Origin of the sequence: Sphingobium herbicidovorans (assembly GCF_002080435.1) — a bacterium.
Lineage (GTDB): Bacteria > Pseudomonadota > Alphaproteobacteria > Sphingomonadales > Sphingomonadaceae > Sphingobium > Sphingobium herbicidovorans.
The window spans coordinates 2679250-2705684 of record NZ_CP020538.1 but is presented as its reverse complement, the minus strand read 5'-3'; the positions used below and the strand labels follow the sequence as shown (position 1 = coordinate 2705684).

Below are 26435 nucleotides of genomic sequence, written 5' to 3'. Positions count from 1 at the left end.
CATAGACAAGGGCGCATGAAGAAACATCTGATCGCCATCACCCTTATCATCCTGCTCATCGCTACGGGCGTCATTATCTATCTGGCGCAAGGGGATAAAGCGCAGCTGGCGGCAGGCGCGGACACAGGCAAGGAACCGGTTTTCACCGCGCCGCGCAGCGAGCTGATCCCGACCATCAACGTGGCCGAGGTGAAGGTCTGGACCGCCGATCAGAAGCCAACGGCGGCGCAAGGCCTGGCCGTCGCGCGCTTTGCCGAAGGACTGGCGCATCCCCGGTCCATGCTGACGCTGCCCAATGGCGACATTTTGGTCGCCGAAACCAACAGCCCGCCCCGGCCGATCAGCGGAATCGTCGATCGGGTCATGACCTATCTGATGGATAAAGCCGGCGCAGGCGTGCCTTCGGCCAACCGGATCACGTTGCTGCGCGACGCCGATGGCGACGGCCGCGCGGAAACAAAGACGGCGTTCCTGACGGGCCTCCATTCCCCCTATGGGATGGCGCTCGTCGGCGACACTTTGTACGTCGCGAATACCGATGCACTAATGGCTTTCCCCTACAAGCCAGGCGACACGCGCATCACGGCAAAGGGACGCAAGATCCTGAATCTCCCAGCCGGTGCGCCCAACAATCACTGGACCAGAAGCCTGACGGTGAGCCCCGAAGGGCTGCTCTATGTCGGCGTTGGCTCCAACAGCAACATCGGTGAAAACGGGCTGGACAGCGAAGCCAACCGCGCCGCCGTGCTAGAGGTCGATCCCAAGACCGGCGGCTATCGCATCTACGCTTCTGGACTCCGCAATCCGGTGGGTCTGGCATTCGAACCCAATAGCGGGGCGCTATGGGGTGTCGTCAATGAACGCGACATGTTGGGCAGCGACCTTGTGCCCGACTATCTGACGCGGTTGGAATTTGGCGGCTTCTACGGTTGGCCATGGAATTATTGGGGCGGCTATGAGGATCGCCGCGTGCAACCGCAGCGGCCCGAATTGCGCGAATATACCAAAAGGCCCGACTATGCGCTGGGCAATCACGTCGCCCCTCTTGGCCTGACATTTGCCGACAAGGTAAAGATTGGCGGTTCGTTCGCGAACGGCGCTTTCGTGGGTCTGCACGGCAGCTGGAACCGCAAACCAGCCGCCGGTTACAAGGTGGTCTTCGTACCCTTCGCCGCGAATGGCGAGGTCAGCAAGGCGAAGCCGGTCGATGTGCTGACCGGCTTCCTCGACGCGGATGGAAACGCGCGCGGCCGACCCGTCGATGTCGCCGCCGATGCCAAGGGCGCGCTTTTGGTCAGCGACGACGTTGGCGGCATTATCTGGCGAGTTACCGGCGCACGCTGATCAGATGGCGATGCCGTTGCGCCCCGCAAGTTCAACCACATATTGCCAGGCGACACGGCCGGACCGGCTGCCCCGCTGGGTCGCCCACTGGATGGCCTCAAGCGGATCGAAGGTCAGGCCAAGGCTGGCCGCATAGCCGCTCACGATATCGACATAGGCATCCTGGTCCATGGCATGGAAGCCCAGGCTAAGGCCGAAGCGATCGGACAACGCCATCTTGTCGTCGATGACGTCGCGTGGATTGACGGGATCATCCTGTTCGGAAAGATGGCGCGGAACGATGTGGCGGCGATTGGATGTCACATAGAGGCGGACATTGGCCGGGCGCGCGGCTGTACCACCCTGTAAAAGCGAGCGCAGCGCCCGCGCATCGCCCACGCCATTTTCGTCGAAGCCAAGATCATCGAGGAACAGAATAAACGGGCGTTGCGTGGCGCGCAGCAATGAGAACAGGCGCGGCAGGCTGCCCAGCTCATCTATCGCACATTGCAACAAGGCGACATCCTCGCCCCCACGCTGAAGCCGATCGACAACGGCGGCGACAACCGCCGACTTGCCAGTCCCTCGCGCGCCCCAGAGGAGGACGTCATGCGCGGCATGACCAGCGGCATGGCGGCGCGTGTTTTCAAGCAGCGTCTCCTTTTGCATGTCGATACCGGTCAGCAGGTCATAATCAACCGGCGCAAATGCTTCGACCGCCTGGATCGCCACGCCATCCCACACATAGGCTGGAGCGGCGGCAAGGTCCGCCGAACGGGCGGGCGGCGGCGCGATCCGTTCGAGTGCTTCGGCAATGCGGCTCAGGAGGTTGTCGTTCATGGGCCGGGCTTAGCCCCCCTCCCCAGCCCCGGCAAGCGGTCAAGTTCCTGTCATTCTGCTGTAGTAATGGTCTTTTACTCTCCTGCGGTCGAGCTTATACCGCTGGGGCCGTGACCATCCCAAATCCTGCCTTTTCCACCCGGATCTGTCCTTATGGCAGGGAGGCTCTACGCGAAGCCGCGCTGCTGATTCGAGCAGGCGAGCCGGTCGCGGTGCCGACGGAAACCGTCTATGGCCTCGCCGCCGATGCGACGGATTCCAGCGCCGTCGCGGCAATCTACAGCGCCAAGGGGCGACCGAGCTTCAACCCGCTGATCGTTCATGTCGCGGACAAGGAAATGGCGGAGCAGCTTGCGGTCTTTTCGCCCGTGGCGGAAAAGCTAGCCGCACGCTTCTGGCCGGGCGCGCTGACAATGGTGTTGCCGGTGCGGGACACAAGCGGGTTGTCGCCCCTCGTGATGGCGGGACTGCCGACGGTGGCGCTCCGACTGCCTGCCCACCCCGCAATGCGCGCACTGATCCGGGAAAGCGGACGCCCGCTCGCCGCACCCTCTGCCAATCGCAGCGGCGCGATCAGCCCGACGCGGGCGGAACATGTTCTCGCCAGCCTGAATGGCAAGGTGCGGCTGATCCTGGATGAAGGGCCGACCAGCGAAGGGCTGGAATCCACGATTGTCGCGCCTGAGGCTGACCGCATAAGATTGCTGCGGCCCGGGCCGGTCACGGCACAGATGCTGGAACAGGCGACGGGGCTTGCCGTGGTGACCAGCGGCGATGAAAAGATCGAAGCCCCCGGTCAGCTGGAGAGCCATTATGCGCCGTCAAAGCCGGTTCGGCTCAACGCGCTGAAGGCTGAAAAGGACGAATATCTGATCGGTTTCGGATTGATGCCCTGCAATATCAACCTCAGCCCCGATGCCGATGTGCAGGAAGCAGCTGCCAATCTGTTCGCCGCCCTGCATATCGCTGATGCAAGCGCGGCCACGCAGATCGCTGTTGCACCGATACCCGATGCGGGTATCGGGATCGCGATCAACGACCGGCTGCAAAGGGCGGCAGCCTAAAGCAGGTCAGCCGCAATCCTTGTAACCGGCGCGCCGGCATTCGCGGCGGCGCTGTTCTTCCGCCTTCTTGCGTTCCCGGCTCTCCCGCGCCTCCTGCTCACGCATGCGACGGCCATAATTACGGTCAGCTTCGTCCTGACTGGTGGTCGCCCAGTCAGCAGCCTGCGCTCCAGCGCGCACCGGCATGGTCGCGACGTCCAGCGCCGTCTTCGCAATGCAGCCAGGCAGCATCAGCATGACCCCGGCCGCAGCCAATGAATAAATTACGCGCACTCGGAGCCCTCTGAAACACTTGATGCAGGATGAAACTGCCGGGATTAACCCCACCCTAGGCGGAAAGGGGGATGCAGCCAACCCCTTGCGGCGGTCTACATGGCCGGTCTAGCCCTCGATCCGCTCAGCAAACCCCTTGCGCAGCTTGGCGAGCTTGGGTGGGATGACCGCCATGCAATAGGGGTTCCGATCTCCTGCGCGCTCCCAATATTTCTGGTGATAGTCCTCGGCCGGATACCAGGGCGCGTCGGCTTCGATGGTCGTGACGATGGGGCTGCCATGATCGGGCTGCGCGCGCGCAATCGCGGCTCTTGCCTCGGCCTCCTGCTCGGACGAACGGGGAAAGATGGCCGAGCGATATTGGGTGCCCACGTCATTACCCTGCCGGTTCAACGTCGTGGGATCATGCGTCGCAAAGAAGATGTCGAGCAGATCGCCGTAGGAAATCACCTGCGGGTCGTAGGTGATGCGGATCGCCTCGGCATGGCCTGTCGCTCCAGAGCATACCTGCTCATAGGTCGGATTGGGTCGCTGCCCCCCAATATAGCCGCTTTCGACTGCCTGGACGCCCTTCAGATTTTGGTACACCGCTTCGGTACACCAGAAGCAGCCGCCTGCCAGCGTCGCGATGTCTTGCGCCATTTGCCTGTCCTTATTCTGCCTGGCGCCGGAACATAGGTGCGATCAGGCGGCGGTTCCAGCCTGTCCGGCTGCTCGCTCGGCCTTGGCGCGTTCTTCGGCAACCAGTTCCTTGCGTGACAGCTTGCCGACAAGCGTCTTGGGCAGGTTCAGTCGAACCTCCACCTCGCAGACTTTCTCATGCTTGCCCAACTGCGGATTAAGCCACGCCTTCAGCCCCTCGCCGTCAATCTCCGTCCCTTCCTGAAGCGTGACGAAAGCCTTGGGACATTCCCCGCGATAGGCGTCGGGAATGCCGATGACGAGCGCTTCCTTGACGGAGGGATGATGGTAGAGGACCTCCTCGACCTGGCTCGGGAAAACCTTGAAGCCGCCCACCGCAATCATGTCCTTCAAACGATCGACGATCTTCACATAGCCGTCTTCGTCGATCAGCCCGACGTCGCCGGTGCGCAGCCAGCCATCGACGAAAACTTCCTTGTCCGCGTCGGGCCTCTGCCAATAGCCTTTCATGATCTGCGGGCCTGAAAAAACCAGCTCACCCGGCTCTCCGGGCGGCGGCGGGCGGGTCGGATCCTCCCGATTGACCAGCTTCACATGCGTACCAGGAACGGGCTGGCCCACCGTGCCCGCCTTGTTCAGACCCTCATAGGGATTGGAGCAGACGACCGGACTGCTTTCGGTAAGGCCATAGCCCTCGCACAGCTTTGCGCCTGTCACGGCCTCGAACCGATGCTTGAGTTCAAGCGGCAGCGGCGCGCCGCCGGAGATGCACAGACGCAGCGAGGAAAAGTCGATGTTGGGCGTTGCCGGATGATCCAGCAGCGCCTGATACATGGTTGGCACGCCCGGCATTGAGGTAGGGCCGGTCCGCTGGATCGCGGCCAGCACCTGCACCGCTTCGAAGCGCGGCAGCATCACCATTTCCCCGCCATTCAACACCGTCCGGTTAAGGACGCAGGTGTTGGCGAACACGTGGAAGAACGGGAGCACCGCGATGATGCGATCGACCAGTTCGGGATGCGGATCGATCAGGCGAATCTGGCGAGCATTGGCGGTCAGGTTCTGATGCGTCAGCATGGCGCCCTTGGGACGCCCCGTGGTCCCTCCGGTATATTGCAGCAAGGCGACATCGTTGACCGGATCAATATCGACCGGCGCCGGATTCTCTCCGTGGCGCAGCAGGTCGGAATAGTTGGTAACGCGCGGGTCATGCGGCACAGGCGCGGTTTCGCTGCGCTTGAATATGCGAAAGAGTACGGATTTGGCGGGCGGCAGCGCCTCTGCCACGCACCCGACGATCAACCGTTCAAGACTGCTGTTGTCGAGCACCTCTTGCGCGGTGGGCAGCAATGCGGCGGCGGACAAGGTGAAGAGGATCTTCGTTCCGCTGTCCTCGACCTGATGTTCCAGCTCGGCAGCGGTATAGAGGGGGGAGAAGTTAACGACGGTCGCACCAGCCATCATCGCCCCATAATAGGCCGCGACATAATGGGGCACGTTGGGAAGGTAGAGACCCACCCGGTCTCCCTTCCGCACGCCCATATCCTGCAACCCCTTGGCGATGCGGCGGATGGTATGGAGCATGTCGCCATAGGTCGTCTTGCGACCCATGAAATCGATCATCACCGCGTCGGGATTGGCCGTCGCGCTGTCCACGACCATGTCCACCATCGACATGGGAGGAAAGGACTGATCCCAGGGAACGGGATGATTATAGCGGTCCTGCCAGACCTTATCGCTGCTCTCCATGCACAAGGTGTATGTGAGGCAGTTGCTTTACGCAAGCGTAAAGCAGGTAATGCGGCGCAGCGCGTCCTGACATCAAGACCGCCTGTTGCCGGACAGCCTTGATGTCGGGATGACCTTAAAGGATCAAACCTGACCCTGGTTATTGCTGAACGGATCCAGGATGGTGGCGGTGCCGGAAATCAGTTCGGATTCGCTCTTCAACGCTTCCTCGGCCCGGCGAGCGGCATCGTCACGTTCGCGGCGCAGCTCTTCGATCAGCGCCTCACGGTCACCGTCCAGTCGGGAATCGGTCGGCGCTTCGATACCGGCCTTCTTCGCGGCCTTCGTCACCAGCGCGTCCAGTTCACGCTGCGAACACAGGCCCAGCGTCACCGGGTCCTTCGGCACGATGTTGGAAATGTTCCAATGCGTGCGGTCGCGGATCGCGGCGATGGTGGTGCGGGTGGTGCCGATCAGCTTGCCGATCGCCCCGTCCGAAATCTCGGGATGGTTGCGCAGGATCCAGGCGATGCCGTCGGGCTTGTCCTGGCGCTTGGAAACCGGGGTATAGCGCGGGCCCTTGGTACGGCGGACAGGCTCGGGGCCTTTCAGCATCTTCAGGCGATAGTCCGGGTTCGCTTCACCCTTGTGGATTTCCTCCATGGTGATCTCATGCGCGCGGACGGGGTCGCGGCCGGTATATTTGATACCGGCGGTGTCGTCGGCGATCGCCTGCACTTCCAGAATGTGCAGCCCGCAAAACTCCGCAATCTGATCAAAGCTCAGCGCAGTATTGTCGACCAGCCAGCTGGCGGTCGCATGGGGCATGAGAGGCTGGGACACGGGGATTCTCCGGCACTAAAAATGACAAGGGCCGCCCAAGCAGGGCGGCCACGCCCGATCCGAGATAGTGCATGGAGCCCCGTGGAGCAAGGAAAAGCGTCAGGCAGCACTGTCCATGACGGCAGGGTCGATGCAATGAAGCGCCGTAAGGAACTCATCCGCGCTGCGTTGCCAGCTAAAGCTGCGCCCATGCGCCGCGCAGGCCGCACGGTCACACAGCAGGGCTGCGGCGATCGCATCGTCCAACCGCTCCGCCAAAGCGCCACATTCCGGCGTCACGATGTCGATCGGCCCGGTCACCGGATAGGCGGCGACGGGCGTACCACAGGCCAGCGCCTCAATCATCACCAGGCCGAACGTGTCGGTCGTGCTGGGAAATACAAAAACGTCCGCGCCTGCGTAAGCGCCCGCCAGTTCTTCAGCGAACAGCGCTCCCATGAAATGCGCGTCCGGATAGGCCCGCTCCAGCTGCGCCCGCGCCGGACCGTCGCCCACCACGACCTTGCTGCCGGGGTGGTCGCTGGCGAGGAAAGCCTCGAGATTCTTCTCTATCGCGACGCGGCCCACATAAAGCTGGATTGGGCGCGCCAACCCCGCGAACAACTCTGGCGGCGTCGCATCGGGCGTGAATGCGGAAAGATCGACGCCCCTGCCCCATGGGCGCACCTGCGCCAAACCATGGGAGCGGAGCTGCTGCCGGACGGATTTTGTCGAAACCAGAACCGCCTGGGCGGGACCATGGAACCAGCGGATATAGGACCAGAACCAGCGGGCGGGCAGCCCCGTCCGGCGGGCGACATAGTCGGGGAAATGCGTGTGATAGGCAGTGGTGAACGGCACCCCCCACGCAGACACCAGCGCCGCGCGGCCAGGCAGAGTGGCCCTTCGGTGGCCAGATGGACAGCGTCGGGCTGAAACGCGGCAATCGCTTTCCCCACCGCGCCCGACCTGACGAAGGCGAGCCGGATTTCCGGATAGGTTGGACAGGGAATGGAGCCATAGAGATCGGGGGAGATCACCTTGACCAGATGCCCCCTCGCCTCCAACTCCGCCTGAATGGTCTGAAGCGTCCGCACGACGCCATTGACCTGGGGAAGCCAGGCGTCGGTCACGATGACGATACGCATCACGCCGCCAGCAGCTCCTGCTCGCCAGCGCTGCGGGCCGCAACCTCATCGGCCCAGTGCAGCACCTCCATACTACCGTCGAAATGTTCGACCAGCGCCGTGCAGCCTTCGACCCAATCGCCGTCATTATAATATTGGATCCCGCCGATCTCGCGCATCTCGGCATTGTGGATATGGCCGCACACGACGCCATCGACGCCGCGCGCGCCGGCTTCATGCGAAACCACCTCTTCAAAACGGGAAATGAACTCGACGGCGTTCTTGACCTTGTGCTTGGCCATCTTGCTGAGAGACCAATAAGGCAGCCCCATGCGCTGCCGCACGGCATTCACCACGAAGTTCAGCCGCATCAGCATGCTGTAAGCGGCGTCTCCCACAAAGGCCAGCCAGCGATGGGCAAGCATGATGGTGTCAAACTCGTCGCCATGCAGGACGAGGAGCTTGCGCCCGTCGGCGGTCTCGTGGATCGCCTTGCGCCGGATCTCCACTCCGCCAAAATTGAGGCCCGTGAACTGGCGGAACATTTCGTCGTGATTGCCGGGGATATAGACGACGCGTGTGCCCCGCTTGGCGCGCTTCATTATGCGCCAAACCACGTCATTATGCGCTGCGGGCCAATAGAAGCGCTTCTTGAGCCGCCAGCCATCTATGATGTCGCCGACCAGATACATGGTCTCGCTATCGACGCTGTCGAGGAAATCGATCAGCATCTTCGCGTTGCAACCCCGCGTGCCGAGGTGGATGTCCGATATCCAGATGGTGCGGTAACGACGGCGGGTCGCGGGCCTCTCTGGTGTGTCGAGACAATGCGTGCCCTCTTCCAGATCCGCCAGAAATGGCAAGCGCGTGATGGCGTTCATGATGCAGCCCCTGGAGCTATTGTCCTCGGGACCGGATCTTTAGCGGCGCAATGTTACAACTCCGCGCCGGATGTGACGGAAATGCTACACCAGGGAAGGGTCAGGCGATCAGCACGATCTTTCCGAAATGCTCACCTGCGTCCATCCGCGCATGTGCTTTCGCCGCTTCGGCAAGAGGGAAGCATTGATCCATCGCAGGCCGCAATTGCCCCTGCTCGACAAAGCGCCAGACCTCGCGCACCAGCTCTTCCGCCACCAGAGTTTTGAACTCGGAGGAACGGGGCCGCAATGTCGATCCAGTCAACGTCAGCCGCTTGGCCATGACCGCTGGCAGAAAGACGCTGGCCTTTGCCCCACCCAGCACCGCGATCGACACATGGCGGCCATCGTCGCCCAGGCACTGAAGGTTGCGCGGCACATAATCGCCACCCACCATGTCCAGCACCGCCTGCACGCCCTGACCACCGGTAATCCGGCTCACTTCCTCGACGAAATCCTGCTCGCGATAATTGATGGCGTGGTGCGCGCCCCACGCCTTTGCCTGTTCGCATTTGGCGTCGCTGCCGCACGTAACGATGATGCGGACATCGAACAGCCGGCACAGCGAAATCGCCATGGTGCCGATGCCGCTCGTCCCGCCATGCACCAATACGGTTTCGCCGCCGACGACATAAGCGCGTTCGAACAGGTTGGTCCAAACGGTGAAGAGCGTTTCGGGGAGCGCCGCTGCCTCCACCAGATCATAATGATCCGGCACGGGCAAGCACTGCCCCGCTGGCGCCACTGCAAATTCGGCATAGCCTCCGCCGGACAGCAGCGCGCACACACGCTGCCCGATCAGCCGCTCGGCGTTGCCGCCGGCTGCGACGACCGTCCCCGAAACCTCCAGACCCGGTATGTCGGACGCTCCCGGAGGAGGCGGATATTTGCCCTGCCGCTGCATCACATCGGGCCGGTTCACGCCAGCGGCGGCGACACGGATCAGGACTTCGTCGGCGGCTGGAACAGGCAGCGGGCGCCGCTCCGGCGCCAATGCTTCGGGACCGCCCGGGACGGAAATGGCGATCGCCGTCATTTCGTCGGGCAGTGCGTTATCAACCGCCATGATGGCTGTCCCCCAGCAACGATGTTGCGCCGCACCAATATTCAACCAGCGGCTCAAGCGCCTTATTGACAGACCAGCCTTCACGGTCAACATTGGCATTCATGGACATGGACAACGATCTGCCTCGCAAGGTTGATGATCCGCTGGCCCAACTGCTTCGACAGGATTTGGGTCCGCTGTCCGTTGCCGATCTGGAAGCGCGGATCAAGGCGCTGGAGGGCGAAATCGCCCGAACCCGATCAAAAATTGAAAACGCCGTTAACCACAAAGCAAGTGCCGAGGCGTTATTCAAACGATGAACCTGCGCCCCGCCCTCTGCGGCCCTGACAAGGGTTTCTCCGGGCACGGGCAGTCTGGCAATTCCGGCGATCGAGGGCCCCTCCTTGATCAACCGTCGAGCAATGCCGACATATGGTTCAACACCGTCCCTCTTTGGGGCCAGGAGTAGTATAGACATGCCATCTTTTGCACCCGCCCTTGAAACCACCCTGCACAACGCGCTGACCCATGCGTCCGAGCGTCGTCACGAATATGCCACGCTGGAGCATCTGCTTCTTGCGCTGATCGATGACGAACATGCGTCAAAGGTGATGCAGGCCTGCGGCGTGGAGCTTGGCGAACTCGGCGATGCAGTCACCCAATATCTCGACAGCGAACTCGATAGCCTCAAGGTCGAGGGTTCCAGCGACCCTTCCCCCACCAGCGGCTTCCAGCGCGTCGTTCAACGCGCGATCCTGCATGTCCAGTCCTCGGGCAAGGATGAAGTGACGGGAGCCAATGTCCTCGTCGCGCTTTTCTCTGAGCGTGAGAGCTATGCCGTCTATTTCCTCCAGCAGCAGGATATGAGCCGCCTCGATGCGGTAAGCTATATCAGCCATGGCGTGGGCAAGGGCACGGCAGCGCCCGAAACCCGCGAAACCAAAGGCGCGCAGGAAGAGGAAAAGAAGACGCAGGACAGCAAGGGCAAAAAGGACAGTGCCTTGGAGCAGTTCACGGTCAACCTCAATGAGAAGGCGGCGCGGGGCAAGGTTGACCCGCTGATCGGTCGCGCTTCCGAAGTCGACCGGACCATCCAGATCCTGTGCCGCCGGTCAAAGAACAACCCGCTCTATGTGGGCGATCCGGGCGTGGGCAAGACCGCCATCGCGGAAGGCCTTGCGCGCAAGATCGTCGAGGGCGACGTTCCCGATGTCCTCAAGGAAGCGGTGATCTATTCGCTCGACATGGGCGCGCTGCTGGCTGGCACCCGTTATCGCGGCGATTTTGAAGAACGCCTGAAGGCGGTCGTCACCGAACTTGAAAAGATGCCGCACGCGGTTCTCTTCATCGATGAGATCCACACGGTCATCGGCGCGGGCGCGACCAGCGGCGGCGCGATGGATGCGTCGAACCTCCTGAAGCCCGCGCTGTCGGGCGGCACGATCCGTTGCATCGGTTCCACCACCTACAAGGAATTCCGCAACCATTTCGAAAAAGACCGCGCCCTGCTGCGCCGGTTCCAGAAGATCGACGTCAACGAACCGACGGTTGAGGATACGATCAAGATCCTCGCCGGCCTTCGGAGCGCGTTCGAGGAGCATCATAACGTCAAATACACCCCGGACGCGATCAAGGCGGCGGTGGAGTTGTCGGCGCGGTACATCAACGACCGCAAGCTGCCTGACAAGGCGATCGACGTGATCGACGAAGTCGGCGCGATGCAGATGCTGGTTGTCCCGTCAAAGCGGAAGAAGACGATCACGCCCAAGGAGATCGAGCAGGTCATCGCCACCATGGCGCGTATCCCTCCCAAGACCGTGTCGGCCGACGACAAGTCGGTGCTGGGTTCGCTCGACACCGACCTGAAGCGCGTCGTCTTCGGTCAGGACCGGGCGATCGAGGTGCTGTCCTCCGCGATCAAGCTGTCGCGGGCGGGCCTGCGGGATCCTGACAAGCCGATCGGCAACTATCTCTTCTCCGGCCCCACCGGTGTCGGCAAGACAGAGGTCGCGCGTCAACTCGCAACGCTGCTCGGCATTCCGCTCCAGCGGTTCGACATGTCGGAATATATGGAACGGCATTCCGTTAGCCGCCTGATCGGCGCGCCTCCGGGCTATGTCGGCTATGACCAGGGCGGCCTGCTCACCGACGCGGTTGATCAGAATCCGCACAGCGTGCTGCTTCTGGACGAAATCGAGAAGGCGCATCCCGACCTGTTCAACATCCTGTTGCAGGTGATGGACAATGGCCGCCTGACCGATCACCACGGCAAGACGGTGGATTTCCGCAACACTATCCTCATCATGACCACCAATGCCGGTGCGTCGGACATGGCGAAGGAAAGCATCGGCTTTGGCGAAATCACCCGAGAGGATGCGCAGGAAGATGCGGTGAAAAAGCTCTTCACCCCGGAATTCCGCAACCGTCTCGATGCCATCGTTCCGTTTGGCTATCTGCCGCCGGAAATTGTCGCGCGGGTTATCGATAAGTTCGTGCTCCAGCTCGAATTGCAGCTGGCCGACCGCGATGTCCACATCACCCTCGATGATGAGGCCAAGAGCTGGCTGACCAAGAAAGGCTATGACAAGCTGTATGGCGCGCGCCCGATGGGCCGCCTGATGCAGGAAAAGATCAAGCAGCCGCTGGCCGAGGAACTGCTGTTCGGCAAGCTGGTGCATGGCGGCGAAGTCCATGTCCGGCTGAAGGACGAGGCCCTCGCCTTCGAAATCACCCCCGCAGCCCCCAAAAAGGGCAAGAAGGGTGGCAAGGCCAAGCCCGCAGAGTCCGCGAAATAACCCTCGCGAACCGATCGTGAAACAAGGAAGGGCGGCTCTCACGGGCCGCCCTTTTCACTATGTCCGCGCTGCCCTATCGTCGGCAGCAGGATCACCTCCCCTCGCCCCCCGGTCCAAGGAGCCTCGCGCATGCCCGCAGACATCACTCTTTACACCAACCCCATGTCGCGCGGACAGATCGCCCGCTGGATGCTGGAGGAAGTCGGTCAGCCCTATGAGACGGTGGTGCTGGATTACAGCGACGGCATGAAATCCGCCGACTATCTGGCGATCAATCCAATGGGCAAAGTCCCGGCAATCGTTCATCGCGGCAAGGTCGTCACCGAAGCAGCCGCGATATGCGCCTATCTCGCGGACGCTTTCCCCGATGCCCGACTGGCTCCAGCCGTCAGCGATAGATCCGACTATTACCGCTGGCTCTTTTTCGCCGCGGGGCCCGTGGAAGCAGCTGTCACCAACAAGGCTTTGGGCTTCGTCGTGCCCGAGGGGCGCGATCGCATGGCGGGCTATGGGACATTCGATCATAGCATCGACGCACTGGAACGCGCGGTTTCAGTACCGGCATGGATTTGCGGCGATCAGTTCACGGCGGCCGATGTCTATGTCGGCGCACAGGTGGATTGGGGCCTGACCTTCGGCACCATGCCATCGCGACCGGCTTTCGAAGCCTATGCCGACCGCCTGCGCGAACGCCCCGCTTACAAGCGGCAAAAGGAAATGGATGGCGCGCTGATCGCCCAGATGAAAAGGGCCGAATGAACGAAAGGCCCGGCGAAGGATCCGCCGGGCCTTTGTCGAAGGTCGCTATGCTGTCGCGATCAATCGCGATTGCCCATGAAGCGCAGCAGGAACAGGAACATGTTGATGAAGTCGAGATAGAGGTTCAGCGCCCCCATCACCACCGACTTGCCAACCATCTCCGTGCCCGCGACATGGACATAGATGCTCTTGATCTTCTGCGTGTCATAGGCGGTCAGGCCCGCAAACAGCAGCACACCGATGAAGCTGATCACCATATCCATCGCGCTGGAGCGCATGAAAAGGTTGATGAGCGAGGCAACCAACAGGCCAACCACACCCATGATCAGGAAGGTGCCAAAGCCCGACAGATCCTTTTTCGTGGTGTATCCCCACAGGCTAAGGCCAGCGAAAGCCGCCGCCGTTGCGAAGAAGGTCTGCGCGACAGAGGTTCCGGTATAAACCAGCAGGATGGATGAGAGCGAAAGCCCCATCACCGCCGCGTAAGCCCAATAAAGCGCCTGCGCAGTCACCGTCGACAGCCGGTTGATGCCAAAGCTCAGCACCATGACAAAGGCCAGCGGCGCGAACATGATGACATATTTCAGAATGCCGGGGCCCATCAATATTTGAGCGGCCAGCCCACTCGAGGCAAACAGCATCGCGACAATGCCGGTCAGAAGCACGCCGCTCGCCATATAATTGTAAACCGACAGCATATAGCTGCGCAGACCGGCGTCGAACGCCTCACCACGCGCTACCGTCGTCCCGCCGAAGCCGGCTACGCCCGAGCGGGGATCAGACCAATTGGCCATGAGATATTCTCCTTCGCCGGCACATATCCACCGGTCTGTCTATTATCGCCCTATCTTGCGAGCAATTCAAGTGACCACCCGCCATAGTCAATGACATGGGCATTCCTATATCGGCAATATGCACCGTCTCTTCATAGCCATCCGTCCGCCTGCGGACATTCGGGCCAGGCTTTTGTCGGTCATGGGTGGCGTTCCGGGCGCGCGGTGGCAGGATGATGATCAATTGCACCTCACCTTGCGCTTTGTCGGCGACACCGATCCGCGTCGAGCTGACGATCTGGCCGCCGCGCTGGCGACGATCCGCTTCGCCCCTTTCCCGATCTCGCTGTCAGGCGTCGGTCAATTCGACCGGAGGGGACGGATCGACGCCCTGTGGGCCGGCGTACAACCCCGCGATTCCCTCACCCAACTCCACCGCAAGATCGACCGCGCCTGCGTCGATGCCGGCTTTCCAGCGGATCAACGCGCCTATCTGCCCCATATCACTCTCGCCCGTTTCAGCCGATCCGGCGGCATGACGGACAGCTTCCTGTCCAACAACGCAGCGCTTTCCAGCCCTCCCTTCCTGATCGACAGATTCATTCTCTTCGAAAGCCATCTGACGCAGGCAGGAGCGCGTTATGATGTTGGCGCTGTCTACCCGGCAGCCCCGCAGCGGCTTTAGGCGTCCGCAGACACGAAGCCGATCAGCCCGCGGACAATATCCCGCATGCGATGCGCCCGCCCGCATTTCCGGCAGGATCGCTCTTATTGTCATCGGCCTGCGCATGAATCACGACCGCAGCGCCATCTGCATCCAGCAAGGGATGGGCGCCCGAACGCAGCGTGCCGCCCGGAATGACATATTCCATCGTTCCCGTACCATCGGCCGCTGCGGTCATGTTGGGCATGTCGCCCATGTGCATGCCAGCCGGGTTATCCCTGCCATGCTGTCGGCCCGTGGGATTCCAATGCCCGCCTGCGCTGTTGAAATCCGGGGGCGTGCAGGTTCCGGTCATATGCACATGAACCGCATGAACGCCAGGCGACACGCCGGTCGCGCGCACCGCAACATGCAGACCGTCTGCCATTTCCGTCACCGTCGCGTCGCCACGGGATGATCCATCCGCCGCCAGCAAGGCGGCCCGCGCGCTGGCCGTAGAGCCAGATCCCGAATTTACAGCGCCGCTATCCGCACTCGCGCAAGCGGAAAGGCTGGCCGCCATCGACAATGCAAAGACAAGGGGGACATTTTTCATGATAAATTCAACTCCCGGCAAAGCATGAATAACGAACGCGATGAAAAGCGGTTTGTTGCGGATATAATCGCCATTTCCAGGCCAGCTGAACTTTGTCCGGCTCATTCCCTGAAAACAGCATGGGAGCTTTTTCGAAGCCGGTGGCATCACCTGCTGGCCGGGAAAATGCGCCAACCCAGGATATAGGGAGCATGATCCGGATCAGCATTGTCGGATCACGCGTCAACCACACCCCGCGAGAGAGCCTGTCCTATCTCGATCGAGCCAAAGGAAAAGGGGCCGGTCTTTCGACCAGCCCCTCGACCTTGTTCCCACCCGCAAGGATGGAAATTGCTTACATGCCCGAACCCGGACCGTAGGTGATTTCCACGCGACGGTTCTGCAGTTCGCGAACACCGTCGGCGGTTTCGACGCGGGGGTTCGATTCACCGAACGCCTGGGTCGTCATCACGCCGTCAGGGATACCCTTCGACGCCATGTAGGCCTTGACTGCGTCAGCACGGCGCTGCGACAGACCGACGTTGTACGAGGCCGAACCCGAACGGTCCGCATAGCCTGCCAGCATGACCTGGGCGCTGCCGCAGTTGCTGTAGGCGGAAACCGCGTTGTCCAGAATGGTGGCGGCGTCAGGCGTGACGTCCGACTTGTCCCATTCGAAGAACACGATGTACGGCCCAGGGCTGCACTCAGCGACCGGCGGAGGCGGCGGCGGGGGCGGCGGGGGCGGCGGGGGCGGCGGCGGGGGCGGCGGCGGAGCAGCCGGTTCACCACCGAAGTTGTAGGTCAGACCCAGCAGCAGGCTGTGGGTGCGCAGCTTGGTTTCGACGTCACCGCCAGCAACGCCAACAGCCGTGGTGTATGCCGGGACGAGGTTGATGTCGTCCTGGTTGAAGAAGCGATACTTCAACGACACGTCGAGGTTGTTGGTCAGCGGGTAGCGAACGCCAGCAAGAGCCTGCCAGGCGAAGCCGGTGTCGCTGTCATTGACCAGGTCGTTGGCCAGCTTGGCGCGCGAAACGCCTACACCGCCGCCGACGAAGCCCTGCAGGCCATCGTCCGAACCGAAGTCAAGCAGGCCGTTCAGCATGAACGACAGAGCCGACGCCGAACCGCCGAAGCCGCTCTTGTCGAGATCGACCTTGGCGCGCTTGTAGCCAGCTTCGGCTTCCAGACGGAAACCACCGAAGTCGTAACCGATGACGGCGTCGCCGTCCCAACCCTTGTGATAGTCCACATCTTCCAGCGTGCTGCTGGCAGTGGGGGCGCCGGTGTTGGGATCGAAGCCGGGGGTGAAGGTGATGTCCTGGTCTTCGACAAGAACGACGCCTGAGTGGATACCAATGTACCAGCTGTTATCACGCGCCAAGGCCGGTGTGGCCAAGACGGTGGTCGCAAGCGCAGCCGCGAGGGCAAGCTTCCGCATCTGAATTCCCCTTTCAAAAGTGTCACGAAGGACTGCTGAAACCATGTATCGGCAAGAAAGTTTCATGGCAAGTCCACATTTGGTGAAACTGTTGCACAAATGCATCATGGCCGACGTATGACCCGGTAGATTAAGCATTTCTGTGGCCACGCATTGTAATAACCGGACATCGGCAAGTCATGGCTCGATCAAACCATGGCTCCGCATTGCGGACAGGATGGAACCAATCGCAGCCCGTGCCTCACTGTCGACGGAACTTCCCCCGGCGGGGGCCGGGATCGCGCCCTCCCGCGCACCCACGACCCGCACGCCGCCCACATGAAAGCCGTCGGCGCGGACCGGCGAATTTCGCCATGCGCCGTCATTGTGCGCCATTGAATATCCCCTGTCCGCGACCCAGAGCGCCAACCCCGCCCGCGGCGTGACGAAGCGCCACCCGCCCTCTGTCCAGCAGGCGACCGCGCCATCCTGCCCTGCCCAGTCGCCCGTCGCGCCCGCCGCAACGATCCAGCACTGTCCCACCATGGGCGATGGCGGCGGAGAATCCTCGTCCGCGCTCTCTGCCTGCCCATGCAGGAGCATGTCGATCCGCACCAGCGCCTCGTTGTGAAAAACCTCCTTCTGCGCCTGCCCGGCAAAAAGCTGCGGCAGCATCCAGCGAGGGGTCGCATCCATGGTCATGGCCAATTTCCTTTCCGAGTTGTTCGGGTATCAAAGGGTGAGGGCAATCCGCGCGGGCCGCCCAAGGGCGAATGCGCCGATCTGTCGCACTTCGATCGTCACGACGCCCCCGCCATCGGCGGCTACCGCCGCAGCGCCATATGCCCAGTCCGGGGATAGCGTTTCGACCCGCCGGAGGAGGCTGCCGCCGCTCAGCACGCGCAATTCATAACGCTCGCTTTCCTCGCCCAGCGGTACATCAGCGCCGCTGGCCCAGCGCCACCCGTTCCGGCTCCGCCTCGTCCAGTTGACGTTCCAGCCGCCTGTCCCATCGGGCACGGCGCGAAGGTGGACCGGCGAAACCGGCGTCACGGCTTCTCCGCTGACGGTCAGCATCGCCTCCGCTGGCTCTGCGTCTCCAATGCCGATGGCCGCCAGCCGCAGCATGCCACCGATCTCACTGCTTCCCTGCCCCGCATAGGGCTCAGCCAGCCGGTCGTCCTCGATCAAAAGGAACCGCTCACCGGCCACATGCGCGGCCACCGCCCATTCGGTGCCGCAAAGCCCGCGCCGCAGCCCCTCAAGCCGATAGCTGGCCGCGCCCGTCTGCACCGCGCGAGAAAATTGCAGCAGTTCCCTGCCTACGAGGCAAAGGTTGCGCCCCTGCGCCAGGGCCGCTTCATCCGCGTCGTCCAGTTCCATGTCATCGGCAATCAGGGTCACGTTCAGGCTGTTGACCGCGTCGATCAGCGTGCAACTGCCTTCGCCCAGCGCCTCGTCCGCCTGGCCCATCACGGCGCGGGGTGCGGCATAGCCCACAGGAACCGCCTCGCCCGTATCGCTCATGGCGAACAGGGCGGCGTTCCTCCATCCTTCGCCGCCGCTCGCCGCCGCAACGATCAACGGCGCAACGGCCGCCGCGTCCCGTAAGGGCGGCAGATCGACCAGCATCAGCGTCGTCGGCCCATGCGGCGCATCCGACTGCCGCACGATCGCACCGGAAGACGCGCCCTGCGGCAATATGCCTCCCGCTCCCGGCACCCGACGCAGCGCCAGCCGCACGGCCATCGCCTCCCATTCGCGCTCTTCGATCCGCCAAAGCCCCGGCAGCCCTTCAACCGTCGCGATCTCCCCCGGCTGATGGCGCAGCGCGTCCCAGCCGCAGCGCAGCGTCATCGTCGATCGACCGGCCCAACCATGGCCCAACCGCCTTGCCGCCAGTTGCCGTGCGGCGCTGCCGGACATGGTGACGGGTAGGTCCATACCCTGCTCGACACGGCCCGCGCCGGGGCGGCTCACCCTCTGGACCCCCGCCTGATAATCGCGCGCCGGGTCATAATGGCGCAGCGACAGGGAAAGCGGCACGGTTTCCGCGCCATCGCTGGATTGTTCGACAGGATCGACGGCGCGCCCGTTGATACGCCTGCACAGCACGGCAGCGCCGATGTCAGATGGCGGTCCGACGACGCTCGTACCGGCCAGCCGCAGCCCGTCCTCATCGGCGACAAACGCAAGATCCCACGCCTCGGCCAGCGGAGCGATTGCGTCGCTCACATCCGTTCCGCCCGCAGCAAAGCCATCGACCGATCCGGCGACCGCCGCGTAAAGCAAGCCTCCGCTAACGTCCGAAGCCACCGCCCCGATTGTCACCGGCCCCCCATCCGCCTCGACCTCGAACGTCAGCGAAGGAATGCGGTTGCCATAGTCTGCAAGTTGCAGATCTTCGAACACCGCATAGGCGACCCCTCGATGCGCAGGCGTCAGCGGAACCCCCATCGCCGACGCGATCAACGGGTCCGCAGCCTGATCCTCATCCCCCAAATGCAGCCGAAACGCATTCAGCCCCGTCTTGAAATCGCCCGCCGCCCCGCGCAACAAATTGCCATCGGCCCAGATCCGCCGCACCGCCCGCACCTTGCGCGCGGACAAGGCGACAGCAAAACTTGCCGAATAGCTGTAGCTCGTGACGCTCGGCCGCCCCTTGCCGCCGCCGCTCTTGTTCCGCTTTTCCTTCAGGTCCGTCGCCCAGATGACCGATCCAGCCGCGCGCATCCTGCCGAACAGCTTGGGGATCTGCGCGCCATAGGTTGACGTCTGCAATTGCAGGTCGGTCAGCCGCCGCCCTTCACGCCCCTTCGGCTTGAACAGCACGGCCTGATCGAAACTACCGCCGATCAGGCCGCCGATGGCTCCGCCCAGCGGCCCGCCGATCGCGGTGCCCAGCGCGGTCAGCACTAATGTCGCCATGTTTCGTCCTCCCTCGTCCGCCAATGGCCGATCACCGGCCAGGGCGATTGCCCCGGCGTTTCGACCACGCGCCCCAGCCCGGCATGGGCATGCACATGCCCGCCCTGCGTCACGATCATCAGATGCAGTTGCAGCGGCCCCGGCCGCACCAGCGCCAGATCGCCCGGCCGCGCCTCATCCACGGCCCACAGCCCCGCCAGATCCAGCCAGCGCCGCGCCAGCGGCTCGTCACCCGACCGCAGCCCATAGCCGCCAGGCACGGCGCATCGGTGCCCCGCCTCAGCCAGCGCCAACGCCGCCAGCCCAATGCAGTCCAGTCCCCCTGCCCGGCACCGGCCCTGCAACCGAAAGCGCACCCCCACCAGATCGCGCGCCGCCGCGACGATCCGGTCCGCCATCTTGCCCCTCATGCGCCCGGATAGCGGGTCAGCAGGTCGGTTCCCGGCAGATAAGGCTCGCCCCGGAAGTTCACGACATTGGCAAAGCGTGTCCGGCACGTCTCCAACTGCCGGTCGCACCCTTCCGTCAGCAGCGCCAAAGTCCCCGCAACGACCGCGAAGGGCGGCGGATCGGCAAGGGTCAGGACATCCGCGCCATTGTCCACCACCGCCTGCGCCATCCCGGCATTAGGGCCAGTCATCCATCGCAGCGCGCCAAATGCATAGGCCCCCGCCTCAAGCCCTGAAACTCCGACATCGCTCGCCTCCACGCCCGTCACCGCAACGACCCGCCGCCTCGGCTCCAGGTCGACCCGGCACTGTCTGTCGCCCAGCCGCGCGCGGCAATCGGGCGAAGTGGACGGCGCGACCGGCGCTTTCAGGGCCGCCATCGCCCCCACCAGCTCCGCCGTGAAAGCGCCCGCCTTCCGCGCCACGCTGCCAATCTCGCCCTTGGCCAGCAGCAGCCACATTGCGCCGGGCGCTTCCCATTGCGTCAGCCGCAGTTCCAGCGCCGCGCCGTCCCACCGCCCCGCCATCAGGTCAGTCTCGCTGATGGCGTCGGCGACCAGCGCGCCTTGCAGGTCCGTATCGCTCCCATCCGCCGTAATCCCGCTGCGGACGGCGGACGGCATGACGCCGGGAGCCGCGCGGTAGCGGACCTGCCCTATCTCCAGGTCGCGATCATGGCTGGTCAGCCCAATCGTCACGCCATCCCGCCGCTCCAGCCGCCAGCAGAATGCCAGCGTCGATAGGCGCTGCTCCAAAGCCTCCAGCCCGCTCATTCCCGTATCTCCACCAACGGCACCGAAGGCGCTTCGCCTGCCGCGAATGTCGCGCGGTTGATGTCCAGCCGGTCCTCCGCAAAGCGAACCGGCACATCGAAGCGGAACCCCGCCGTCAGCACCGCGCCTGCCCCCGGCGCTTCATCAAAGGCTATGACGCCCAACCCGGCATGGCTCCACCCGGCGGTCATCTCGACGCCATCCACCGCAATGCGGATGCTCCCCGCAACCGGGCGGGTGACGCGCCGCACCTGCGCATCCTCGCCCTGCCCGTAAAAGCGTTGCAGCCCGAACTCCGTCCGAACGCCGTCGCCAATCCCCAGCCGCTGGTCCAGCGGTCCGGGAACCTCCCCCATGCCGCAACTGCGGTCATCATAGGGATCGGTAAAGCGGAACCCCCGCGCCGCCCCCCGCCGCGCACGGAAAAAGGCGATCAGCGCGCCAATGTCCGCTTCCGATCTTACCCCCGGCCCCGCGTCGAAGGACAAACGCGCATCCGCCCAGTCGCTGCTGCGCCGCTCATGGCCTGAAGGACTTTCCACGATCTGCGTCGAAAAGGCAGGAGCCAGGCTCGCTTCCCGCCCGATGGCCAGTGGAAAGGCCACATCGTCAAAGGCTTGCATATCATCGTCCCCCTGAAGTCTGAAGCAGGTGAAGCCATCGCGCGCCACCTGCGGCAGCGCCCAGATGAAGGTCGCAGCGGTCCCCCTCTGCACCGCAGCCTCTGCCGCATCGGCGATGCGCGCCCATTGCGCGGCCTGCTCCGGCATCAGCACGAAGCCGGAAAAATAATGCTGCTCCTCAACCGGATAGCCGAGCCGCGTCGTCGCCAGTTCGATGCCGCGCGCCGTGCGGCTTGGCCGCCCCTCCGTCACCCAGTCATAATCTTCCAGCTGCAACACATCGAACGCAGGCCAAGCCCAGCCGACCGGCATGTTCGCCCGCTTCGCTTCCGGGGCCAACGGATCGAGCACGGTCGGCAGGTAGGCGAGCAGGAGCGTCACCGCCCCCGGCGCGACGCCCTTCACCCAGGCGCACAGGGCCGCCGTCGACGCCGCCAGCATCGCGCCCGCCTGATCCAGCAGCGCCGTCTGCGCCCCGCTCAACGCGCCCCGCACATCGGGAATCGACACGGGACTTCCGCCAAAGGCCAGCCGCGCCGCGTCGTCATAGATGCAGATGCGTCCATCGGCGGGCATCACCCACCACCATGGCTCGCCCACCTGAAACTTGATCGGAATCCCCGCGCCCAAGCCGATGGAAACAAACGCCCCGGCGACCAATCGCAAATAGCTCATCGCCCCGTCATGCGCGGGCGACAGCAGGGTGGAAGGCGGCGACCAGCCGGTCAGCGCCGGATCGCCATTTTCCGCCCGCTGTTTCCAGTCGTTCCAGCAATGGGCGTCCAGCAGCTCATAGGAAAGCGACCAGATCACGCCCAGCCCCAAAGCCTTCGCCCGTCGCGCGAAGTCGTCATGCCAGGCTGTGCACGGCGCATTCAGCACACCGCCCGCCAGGCTGACGTAGAATCCGCCACCCAGCGGTTCGAGCCGGAAATAATGGCTCATCCCCACATAATGATTGATGTCGCCGCGATAGCCCAGCGCATGGATGGCGGCGACGACCCGCTCAGGCGTCTGGTTGAAACAGTCGTCATAGCCCGTCGCCATGGACAGGCCATGCTCCGGCACCATGACATCGCCGACGCCCAGCACCGATCCCGCGCCGTCGCATCTTATGTTTGACAGCTCGGCCCAGCCTTCCACACCGGCCGCGAAAGGGGTGCTACCGGCATCATAATCCGGCGGCGTCAGCGAAATGAACATCCGGTCCACGTCCCCGGCCCAAACCGGATCGGCCTCGCCCGGCAGCAGGAACCCACCATTCAATGCGGCGAAGTCGAGCGTTATTTCAGCATCTTCCGCGGACCCGTTCGCATAGTTCCACAGCCGCACATACCAGGATCGTGGAGAACCCGCCGCATTGCGCCCCTCGATCGTCAGCGTCGGGCCATGCACCTCGTCCAGCCGTTTCAGCCCCCCGCTGCGCCAGCGGAAGCGCAGCACACAGTCCCGGAAATCCCGCGACGTTTCGTAGGCGAGCAGCGGATGGCTCCACTTATCCTCCGCTTCCCAGATAAGGCCCGCCAGATCGCCGGACCCATAAAAGACAGCATCGGCGCGCAAAGCGTCCGGTGCTGTCGTCACCACGCTCGCCATCATCGGGCGCGGAAAATTGACGGTCCAGTGCGTCGGCGCAAACCGCTTCATGAACCGCGCTTCCTGTCCCCGCCGCGCGTCCGCCAGCCAGTAGCCCAGACCACTCATCCGTTCAGCGCCCCCTTGACTGCTCGCGCCACCTGCCGCGCGCTGCGCGCCAGCAGCCGGGCATTGTCCCATCCCTCGCCGCGCCCCTGCACGGCTATGTTCACTCGCACGTCCCGGCCGCCGCCGCCGCCATTGGCCACCACCTGACCACTGGCGGTCGGCACGAACAGCTCCGGCCCCCGCTCGCCCACCACATAGGCGCGCCCCGGAGCGACCGGCCCACCCGTCGCCCGCCCCGGCAGGCCCAGCGCCGCCGCCCCCAGTGTCAGCAAGGAACCACCCACGCCCCCGACGCTGCTCGCCCCCGACCGAACAGCGCCCGCCGCAATCTCCTCCAGCACGGACAGGGCAATCTGCTTCAACTCCTCAAAGCCGAACCGTCCGCTCCGCACCGCGCGCAACAGGCCCTGTTCGATCCGTCGCCCCGCCCGCTCCGCCCCCGAAGCCAACGGCCCTTCCAATTCCCCGCGCATCGCCTCCACATCGCGCGAAAGGCCCTGCGTGTCGGCCCGCACCCGCACCACCAGCGTCTCGATTTCCTCGTCCATCCGCCCCTCCCGCAGCCAACAAAATGCACCCCGGCCTCAATCCGGCATCACCGCCCGCAGCCGCTCCAGCTCCCCCGCATCCATCCCTGCATCCGGCTCATCGTCGCCACGCGCGGCCCGCAGCACCGCCTCCAGCTCGACCGGCGTCGATCGCCAGAACTCGTCCGGCCGCCAGCCCAGCAGCCACCCCGCAACGCCCGCCAGCCGCGCCGCCGCTTTGAAGAAGCTCATCGTCCCCCCAATATCTGCTTCAGGATGCCGCGCAGCACCGGCGACAGCTTCGCCAGCCCTGCATCGACGATCGCCTCGCCCAACGCTTCGCGCGTCAGCCCGCGCGGCGGATCGACCAGGCAGTGCCAGAACAGCGCGGCGATGTCGGACAGCGACAATTTCCCCTCCGCCGCCCGGTCCACCAGATCGAACAGCGGCCCCAGTTCATCCTCGGCCGCCACCAGCGCCGCGAAACTCGGCCGCAGCCGCAGCGTCTCACCGCCCAGTTCCAGCGCTGCCTCGCCCCTGGCGCTATTCGCCCCGCTCATTCGGACACCACCGGGCCGGAGCTTTCCAGGCTCAGGGCATAGTTGCGCTCGCCATTATAATCCCCGGCATAGTCCAGCCGCGTCACAAGAAAGCGCCCACGCATCCGCTCGCCGCTTTCAAAGCTCAATTCGAACTGCTCGATCGTCCCGGCCAGCGCATGATTGCGGATGCTGACCTCCGCCGCCGATCCGGTGAATATGCCTGCCGCCGACACGCTGACCGACCGCACGCCCGCGCCCGAAAGCAGCTCTCGCCAGCCCCCGGAATCCTTGGACGTGATGTTCACCGCCTCGCCATTCACCGACAGCTGCGTCGTGCGCATTCCGGCGACCGTCGCATAGGCCGCAGGCGACCCGCCATCGCCCACTTTCAATAGAAATGCGCTTCCTTTTTCAACGCTCATGGAGCATTCTCCTGTAGGTTAAACCGTGTAAGAATCGGGGGGCTGGAGAGGTCGAAATGCTTTTCGCTTCCCTCATGCTGATGCTGGCCGCCGCCCCCCAAGGCGACGCCGTTGGCGCTGGCCGCAAGGCCTTTTCGGAATGCCTGTCGAAGGAGGTCGGCTCGGCGCTGGACAAGAAGCTGTCGCTCGCCGGTTTCCGATCGGCGGTGAAGTCCAGGTGTAGCGCCAGGGAAGCCGCCTTCCGCGCCGCCATCGTCGCCGACGAAAAATCTGCGGGCATGTCGGAACAGGATGCCCAGGCGGAAGCGGACGACCAGATCGCCGAATATTTCGACAAAGTTACCGAAGAATTCGAAGATTATTCGAGATAGGGCGGCTGAACTGTGACCACGTCCATGGCGGCATGATCGCAACGACATATAGGCGAGCCAAGCTCACCCCCTTGACCCTGCTCGTCCCGAACCTCTTGGCGTCGTTCGCCCTGGGCCTGTCGACGGGCCAATAGCCTATCCTTCCCTCACCACCCGCAGCCGGTAATCGACCACCGCCTGCCAACCGTCCCTGTCGCGCGCTTTCACCAGCCGCGACCGGATCAGCCGCACGCCGACGATGCGCCAGCCCTCGCCCCCGTCGGCGGCCTGCACCACCGGCTCGATCCGACCGAGCAGCATCGCCAATCGCCCCGGCGTCTCGCCCGCATCATGCAGGCTGATCGACAGCCGCAACTCGCGTCCGTCCAGCCCCTTCCCGCCCCAGTCGCTCGCAAGACATTCACCAACTACCGCATAAGGCACGCTCGCCCGCACCGGCTGTCCGTCGAACAGGCCGTTCAGCCCGTCCATCAAAACCGTATCCTCGCGCAGCGCCGCGATCGCCGCCGCCCGTACCGTCACTTCCGCGCTCATCCCCTGCCCCTTCCCGCCTCGCGCACAGCAAGGTCGTCCGCCCACCGTCGAAGCAGTCCCCGCCCCGACAGCCGCACCGCCTCCCCCTCGACCTGCGCCTCCACCCCAGCCGCCAGCATCGCGTCAGCCACCTCTCGCCGCCGCCGCGCCGCCCGTGCCTCCACCAGCCGCGCCAGCACCCGCACCCTCACGCCAGCCGCATCCGCCGCCATGGCCGCCACAGCGCCCCCACCACGGCGGGCGGGCTCGCCGTCTCGCCCTCTCGCGCGGCGAAATTCTCCGCCGCCAGCCGCACGATCCCGTGGCGGATCGCCTCTGGCAGCCCATCGGCATCCTCGGCCATCCCCGCACGATAGCGCACCGCCAGCACGCGCCGACCATCCAGCGGCCGCGCCCGCACCCATCCATCGCCCGCCGCGTCGATGTCGATCGCATAGGCATCGGCGGGCAAGACCTCCGCGCCGCCGTCCGGGGCCACAGCCTCCCCGCCCAATATCGCCACCACCGGCGTCGCCGACAGCCGCTGCCAGCTGCCATCCGCCCGCACCGTCTCCCGCGCCTCGCCGATGATCAGCCACTGCCCGACAAACTGCTCGCACAGCGCCGTCGCACTCTTGAGCAGCCCGTCGAGCAGCCCGTCCTCCGCGTTCCCGCTGATCCGCAGATAGTGTTTCAATTCCTCAAGCGACGCGCCCGGCGTCACCACTTCGTCCCGCACCAGCACCAGCCCCTCCCGCATAATGATCCTTCTCCCCTCGCGGGGAGAAGGATACGAAGCCTTGCCAGCGTG

The 26435-nt window shown here is 64.0% G+C and carries 30 protein-coding genes and 1 pseudogene; 7 read left to right on the top strand and 24 right to left on the bottom strand.

Annotation, left to right across the window (positions count from 1 at the left end; all coding sequences use genetic code 11):
• Positions 1 to 15: 15 nt before the first annotated feature.
• A complete protein-coding gene (locus tag B6S01_RS13450; protein ID WP_037463353.1) occupies positions 16 to 1344 on the top strand; it encodes a PQQ-dependent sugar dehydrogenase in 1329 nt (442 codons plus the stop codon).
• Here the strand turns inward: B6S01_RS13450 and B6S01_RS13445 are convergent, their stop codons facing one another.
• The gene (locus tag B6S01_RS13445) at positions 1345 to 2163 is read right to left on the bottom strand and encodes an ATP-binding protein (RefSeq protein ID WP_037463354.1); all 819 of its coding nucleotides are present in this window, start codon (positions 2161 to 2163) and stop codon (positions 1345 to 1347) included.
• A 110-nt stretch (positions 2164 to 2273) separates the two neighbouring features.
• On the opposite strand from B6S01_RS13445, the gene B6S01_RS13440 reads away from it, so the two are divergent.
• Complete coding sequence (locus B6S01_RS13440; protein ID WP_037463356.1) at positions 2274 to 3227, top strand: L-threonylcarbamoyladenylate synthase; 954 nt, start codon at positions 2274 to 2276, stop codon at positions 3225 to 3227.
• 6 nt (positions 3228 to 3233) lie between these two features.
• Here B6S01_RS13440 and B6S01_RS13435 read toward each other — a convergent pair whose 3' ends face one another.
• From B6S01_RS13435 to B6S01_RS13405, 7 genes and pseudogenes are all read right to left on the bottom strand, one after another.
• Complete coding sequence (locus B6S01_RS13435) at positions 3234 to 3464, bottom strand: hypothetical protein (protein ID WP_051908065.1); 231 nt, start codon at positions 3462 to 3464, stop codon at positions 3234 to 3236.
• A 144-nt stretch (positions 3465 to 3608) separates the two neighbouring features.
• The gene (gene msrA, locus B6S01_RS13430; RefSeq protein WP_037463362.1) at positions 3609 to 4142 is read right to left on the bottom strand and encodes a peptide-methionine (S)-S-oxide reductase MsrA; all 534 of its coding nucleotides are present in this window, start codon (positions 4140 to 4142) and stop codon (positions 3609 to 3611) included.
• Positions 4143 to 4184: 42 nt separating this feature from the next.
• Complete coding sequence (locus B6S01_RS13425) at positions 4185 to 5891, bottom strand: long-chain-fatty-acid--CoA ligase (protein ID WP_037463363.1); 1707 nt, start codon at positions 5889 to 5891, stop codon at positions 4185 to 4187.
• Between the two features lie 123 nt (positions 5892 to 6014).
• On the bottom strand, positions 6015 to 6698 hold the full coding sequence (locus B6S01_RS13420; protein ID WP_037463365.1) for a DUF1013 domain-containing protein: 684 nt from the start codon (positions 6696 to 6698) through the stop codon (positions 6015 to 6017).
• Positions 6699 to 6812: 114 nt separating this feature from the next.
• A pseudogene (locus tag B6S01_RS13415) lies at positions 6813 to 7840 on the bottom strand (glycosyltransferase family 4 protein).
• Positions 7840 to 8700, bottom strand: coding sequence for a UDP-2,3-diacylglucosamine diphosphatase (locus B6S01_RS13410; protein WP_037463369.1), 861 nt, complete (start codon positions 8698 to 8700; stop codon positions 7840 to 7842). Before B6S01_RS13410 ends, B6S01_RS13415 begins: the two are co-directional and overlap by 1 nt.
• Positions 8701 to 8800: 100 nt before the next feature.
• A complete protein-coding gene (locus B6S01_RS13405) occupies positions 8801 to 9805 on the bottom strand; it encodes an NAD(P)H-quinone oxidoreductase (RefSeq protein WP_037463371.1) in 1005 nt (334 codons plus the stop codon).
• 101 nt (positions 9806 to 9906) lie between these two features.
• On the opposite strand from B6S01_RS13405, the gene B6S01_RS13400 reads away from it, so the two are divergent.
• From B6S01_RS13400 to B6S01_RS13390, 3 genes are all read left to right on the top strand, one after another.
• Positions 9907 to 10104 carry a DUF1192 domain-containing protein gene (locus B6S01_RS13400; protein WP_037463373.1) on the top strand — a complete coding sequence of 66 codons (198 nt, stop codon included), beginning with the start codon at positions 9907 to 9909 and terminating at the stop codon, positions 10102 to 10104.
• Positions 10105 to 10260: 156 nt separating this feature from the next.
• Positions 10261 to 12579 (top strand): ATP-dependent Clp protease ATP-binding subunit ClpA, encoded by a 2319-nt coding sequence (gene clpA, locus B6S01_RS13395; protein ID WP_037463375.1) that lies wholly within the window; start codon positions 10261 to 10263, stop codon positions 12577 to 12579.
• 129 nt (positions 12580 to 12708) lie between these two features.
• Complete coding sequence (locus B6S01_RS13390) at positions 12709 to 13338, top strand: glutathione S-transferase family protein (RefSeq protein ID WP_037463376.1); 630 nt, start codon at positions 12709 to 12711, stop codon at positions 13336 to 13338.
• A 59-nt stretch (positions 13339 to 13397) separates the two neighbouring features.
• Here the strand turns inward: B6S01_RS13390 and B6S01_RS13385 are convergent, their stop codons facing one another.
• Positions 13398 to 14132, bottom strand: coding sequence for a Bax inhibitor-1/YccA family protein (locus B6S01_RS13385; RefSeq protein ID WP_037463378.1), 735 nt, complete (start codon positions 14130 to 14132; stop codon positions 13398 to 13400).
• Positions 14133 to 14250: 118 nt separating this feature from the next.
• On the opposite strand from B6S01_RS13385, the gene thpR reads away from it, so the two are divergent.
• Complete coding sequence (gene thpR / locus B6S01_RS13380) at positions 14251 to 14796, top strand: RNA 2',3'-cyclic phosphodiesterase (protein ID WP_037463380.1); 546 nt, start codon at positions 14251 to 14253, stop codon at positions 14794 to 14796.
• Positions 14797 to 14818: 22 nt separating this feature from the next.
• Here thpR and B6S01_RS13375 read toward each other — a convergent pair whose 3' ends face one another.
• From B6S01_RS13375 to B6S01_RS13325, 12 genes are all read right to left on the bottom strand, one after another.
• Positions 14819 to 15370 carry a superoxide dismutase family protein gene (locus B6S01_RS13375; protein WP_037463413.1) on the bottom strand — a complete coding sequence of 184 codons (552 nt, stop codon included), beginning with the start codon at positions 15368 to 15370 and terminating at the stop codon, positions 14819 to 14821.
• 7 nt (positions 15371 to 15377) lie between these two features.
• Positions 15378 to 15578 (bottom strand): hypothetical protein, encoded by a 201-nt coding sequence (locus tag B6S01_RS21100; protein WP_156103321.1) that lies wholly within the window; start codon positions 15576 to 15578, stop codon positions 15378 to 15380.
• Between the two features lie 126 nt (positions 15579 to 15704).
• Positions 15705 to 16793 (bottom strand): OmpA family protein, encoded by a 1089-nt coding sequence (locus tag B6S01_RS13370; RefSeq protein ID WP_062792994.1) that lies wholly within the window; start codon positions 16791 to 16793, stop codon positions 15705 to 15707.
• Between the two features lie 177 nt (positions 16794 to 16970).
• Complete coding sequence (locus B6S01_RS13365) at positions 16971 to 17474, bottom strand: DUF2793 domain-containing protein (protein ID WP_037467929.1); 504 nt, start codon at positions 17472 to 17474, stop codon at positions 16971 to 16973.
• 30 nt (positions 17475 to 17504) lie between these two features.
• Positions 17505 to 19700 (bottom strand): phage tail protein, encoded by a 2196-nt coding sequence (locus tag B6S01_RS13360; protein WP_037467927.1) that lies wholly within the window; start codon positions 19698 to 19700, stop codon positions 17505 to 17507.
• Positions 19688 to 20098: a hypothetical protein gene (locus tag B6S01_RS13355; RefSeq protein ID WP_037467935.1), complete on the bottom strand. Its 411-nt coding sequence runs from the start codon at positions 20096 to 20098 to the stop codon at positions 19688 to 19690. The genes B6S01_RS13360 and B6S01_RS13355 overlap by 13 nt, the downstream gene beginning before the upstream one ends.
• 8 nt (positions 20099 to 20106) lie before the next feature.
• Positions 20107 to 20922 carry a DUF2163 domain-containing protein gene (locus B6S01_RS13350; protein ID WP_037467925.1) on the bottom strand — a complete coding sequence of 272 codons (816 nt, stop codon included), beginning with the start codon at positions 20920 to 20922 and terminating at the stop codon, positions 20107 to 20109.
• Positions 20919 to 23249, bottom strand: coding sequence for a DUF2460 domain-containing protein (locus B6S01_RS13345; protein WP_037467924.1), 2331 nt, complete (start codon positions 23247 to 23249; stop codon positions 20919 to 20921). The genes B6S01_RS13350 and B6S01_RS13345 overlap by 4 nt, the downstream gene beginning before the upstream one ends.
• Positions 23246 to 23797: a hypothetical protein gene (locus B6S01_RS13340; RefSeq protein ID WP_062792992.1), complete on the bottom strand. Its 552-nt coding sequence runs from the start codon at positions 23795 to 23797 to the stop codon at positions 23246 to 23248. Before B6S01_RS13340 ends, B6S01_RS13345 begins: the two co-directional genes overlap by 4 nt.
• A 36-nt stretch (positions 23798 to 23833) precedes the next feature.
• Positions 23834 to 24028: a phage tail assembly chaperone gene (locus B6S01_RS13335; protein WP_037467282.1), complete on the bottom strand. Its 195-nt coding sequence runs from the start codon at positions 24026 to 24028 to the stop codon at positions 23834 to 23836.
• Entirely contained in the window at positions 24025 to 24336 is a 312-nt protein-coding gene (locus tag B6S01_RS13330) for a gene transfer agent family protein (RefSeq protein WP_037467279.1), read from the bottom strand. Before B6S01_RS13330 ends, B6S01_RS13335 begins: the two co-directional genes overlap by 4 nt.
• Complete coding sequence (locus B6S01_RS13325) at positions 24333 to 24740, bottom strand: phage tail tube protein (RefSeq protein ID WP_037467277.1); 408 nt, start codon at positions 24738 to 24740, stop codon at positions 24333 to 24335. The genes B6S01_RS13330 and B6S01_RS13325 overlap by 4 nt, the downstream gene beginning before the upstream one ends.
• 56 nt (positions 24741 to 24796) lie before the next feature.
• Between B6S01_RS13325 and B6S01_RS13320 the strand changes: the two genes are divergently transcribed.
• The gene (locus B6S01_RS13320; protein WP_037467276.1) at positions 24797 to 25111 is read left to right on the top strand and encodes a hypothetical protein; all 315 of its coding nucleotides are present in this window, start codon (positions 24797 to 24799) and stop codon (positions 25109 to 25111) included.
• Between the two features lie 135 nt (positions 25112 to 25246).
• On the opposite strand, the gene B6S01_RS13315 is transcribed toward B6S01_RS13320, so the two are convergent.
• Genes B6S01_RS13315 through B6S01_RS13305 form a run of 3 tightly spaced genes read right to left on the bottom strand, consistent with a single transcriptional unit; the run spans position 25247 to position 26384 of the window.
• Positions 25247 to 25645 (bottom strand): DUF3168 domain-containing protein, encoded by a 399-nt coding sequence (locus B6S01_RS13315; RefSeq protein WP_037467273.1) that lies wholly within the window; start codon positions 25643 to 25645, stop codon positions 25247 to 25249.
• A complete protein-coding gene (locus tag B6S01_RS13310; RefSeq protein WP_051908364.1) occupies positions 25642 to 25857 on the bottom strand; it encodes a hypothetical protein in 216 nt (71 codons plus the stop codon). Before B6S01_RS13310 ends, B6S01_RS13315 begins: the two co-directional genes overlap by 4 nt.
• Positions 25833 to 26384, bottom strand: a complete 552-nt coding sequence (locus B6S01_RS13305; protein ID WP_051908362.1) for a head-tail connector protein — start codon at positions 26382 to 26384, stop codon at positions 25833 to 25835. Before B6S01_RS13305 ends, B6S01_RS13310 begins: the two co-directional genes overlap by 25 nt.
• Positions 26385 to 26435: the final 51 nt, after the last annotated feature.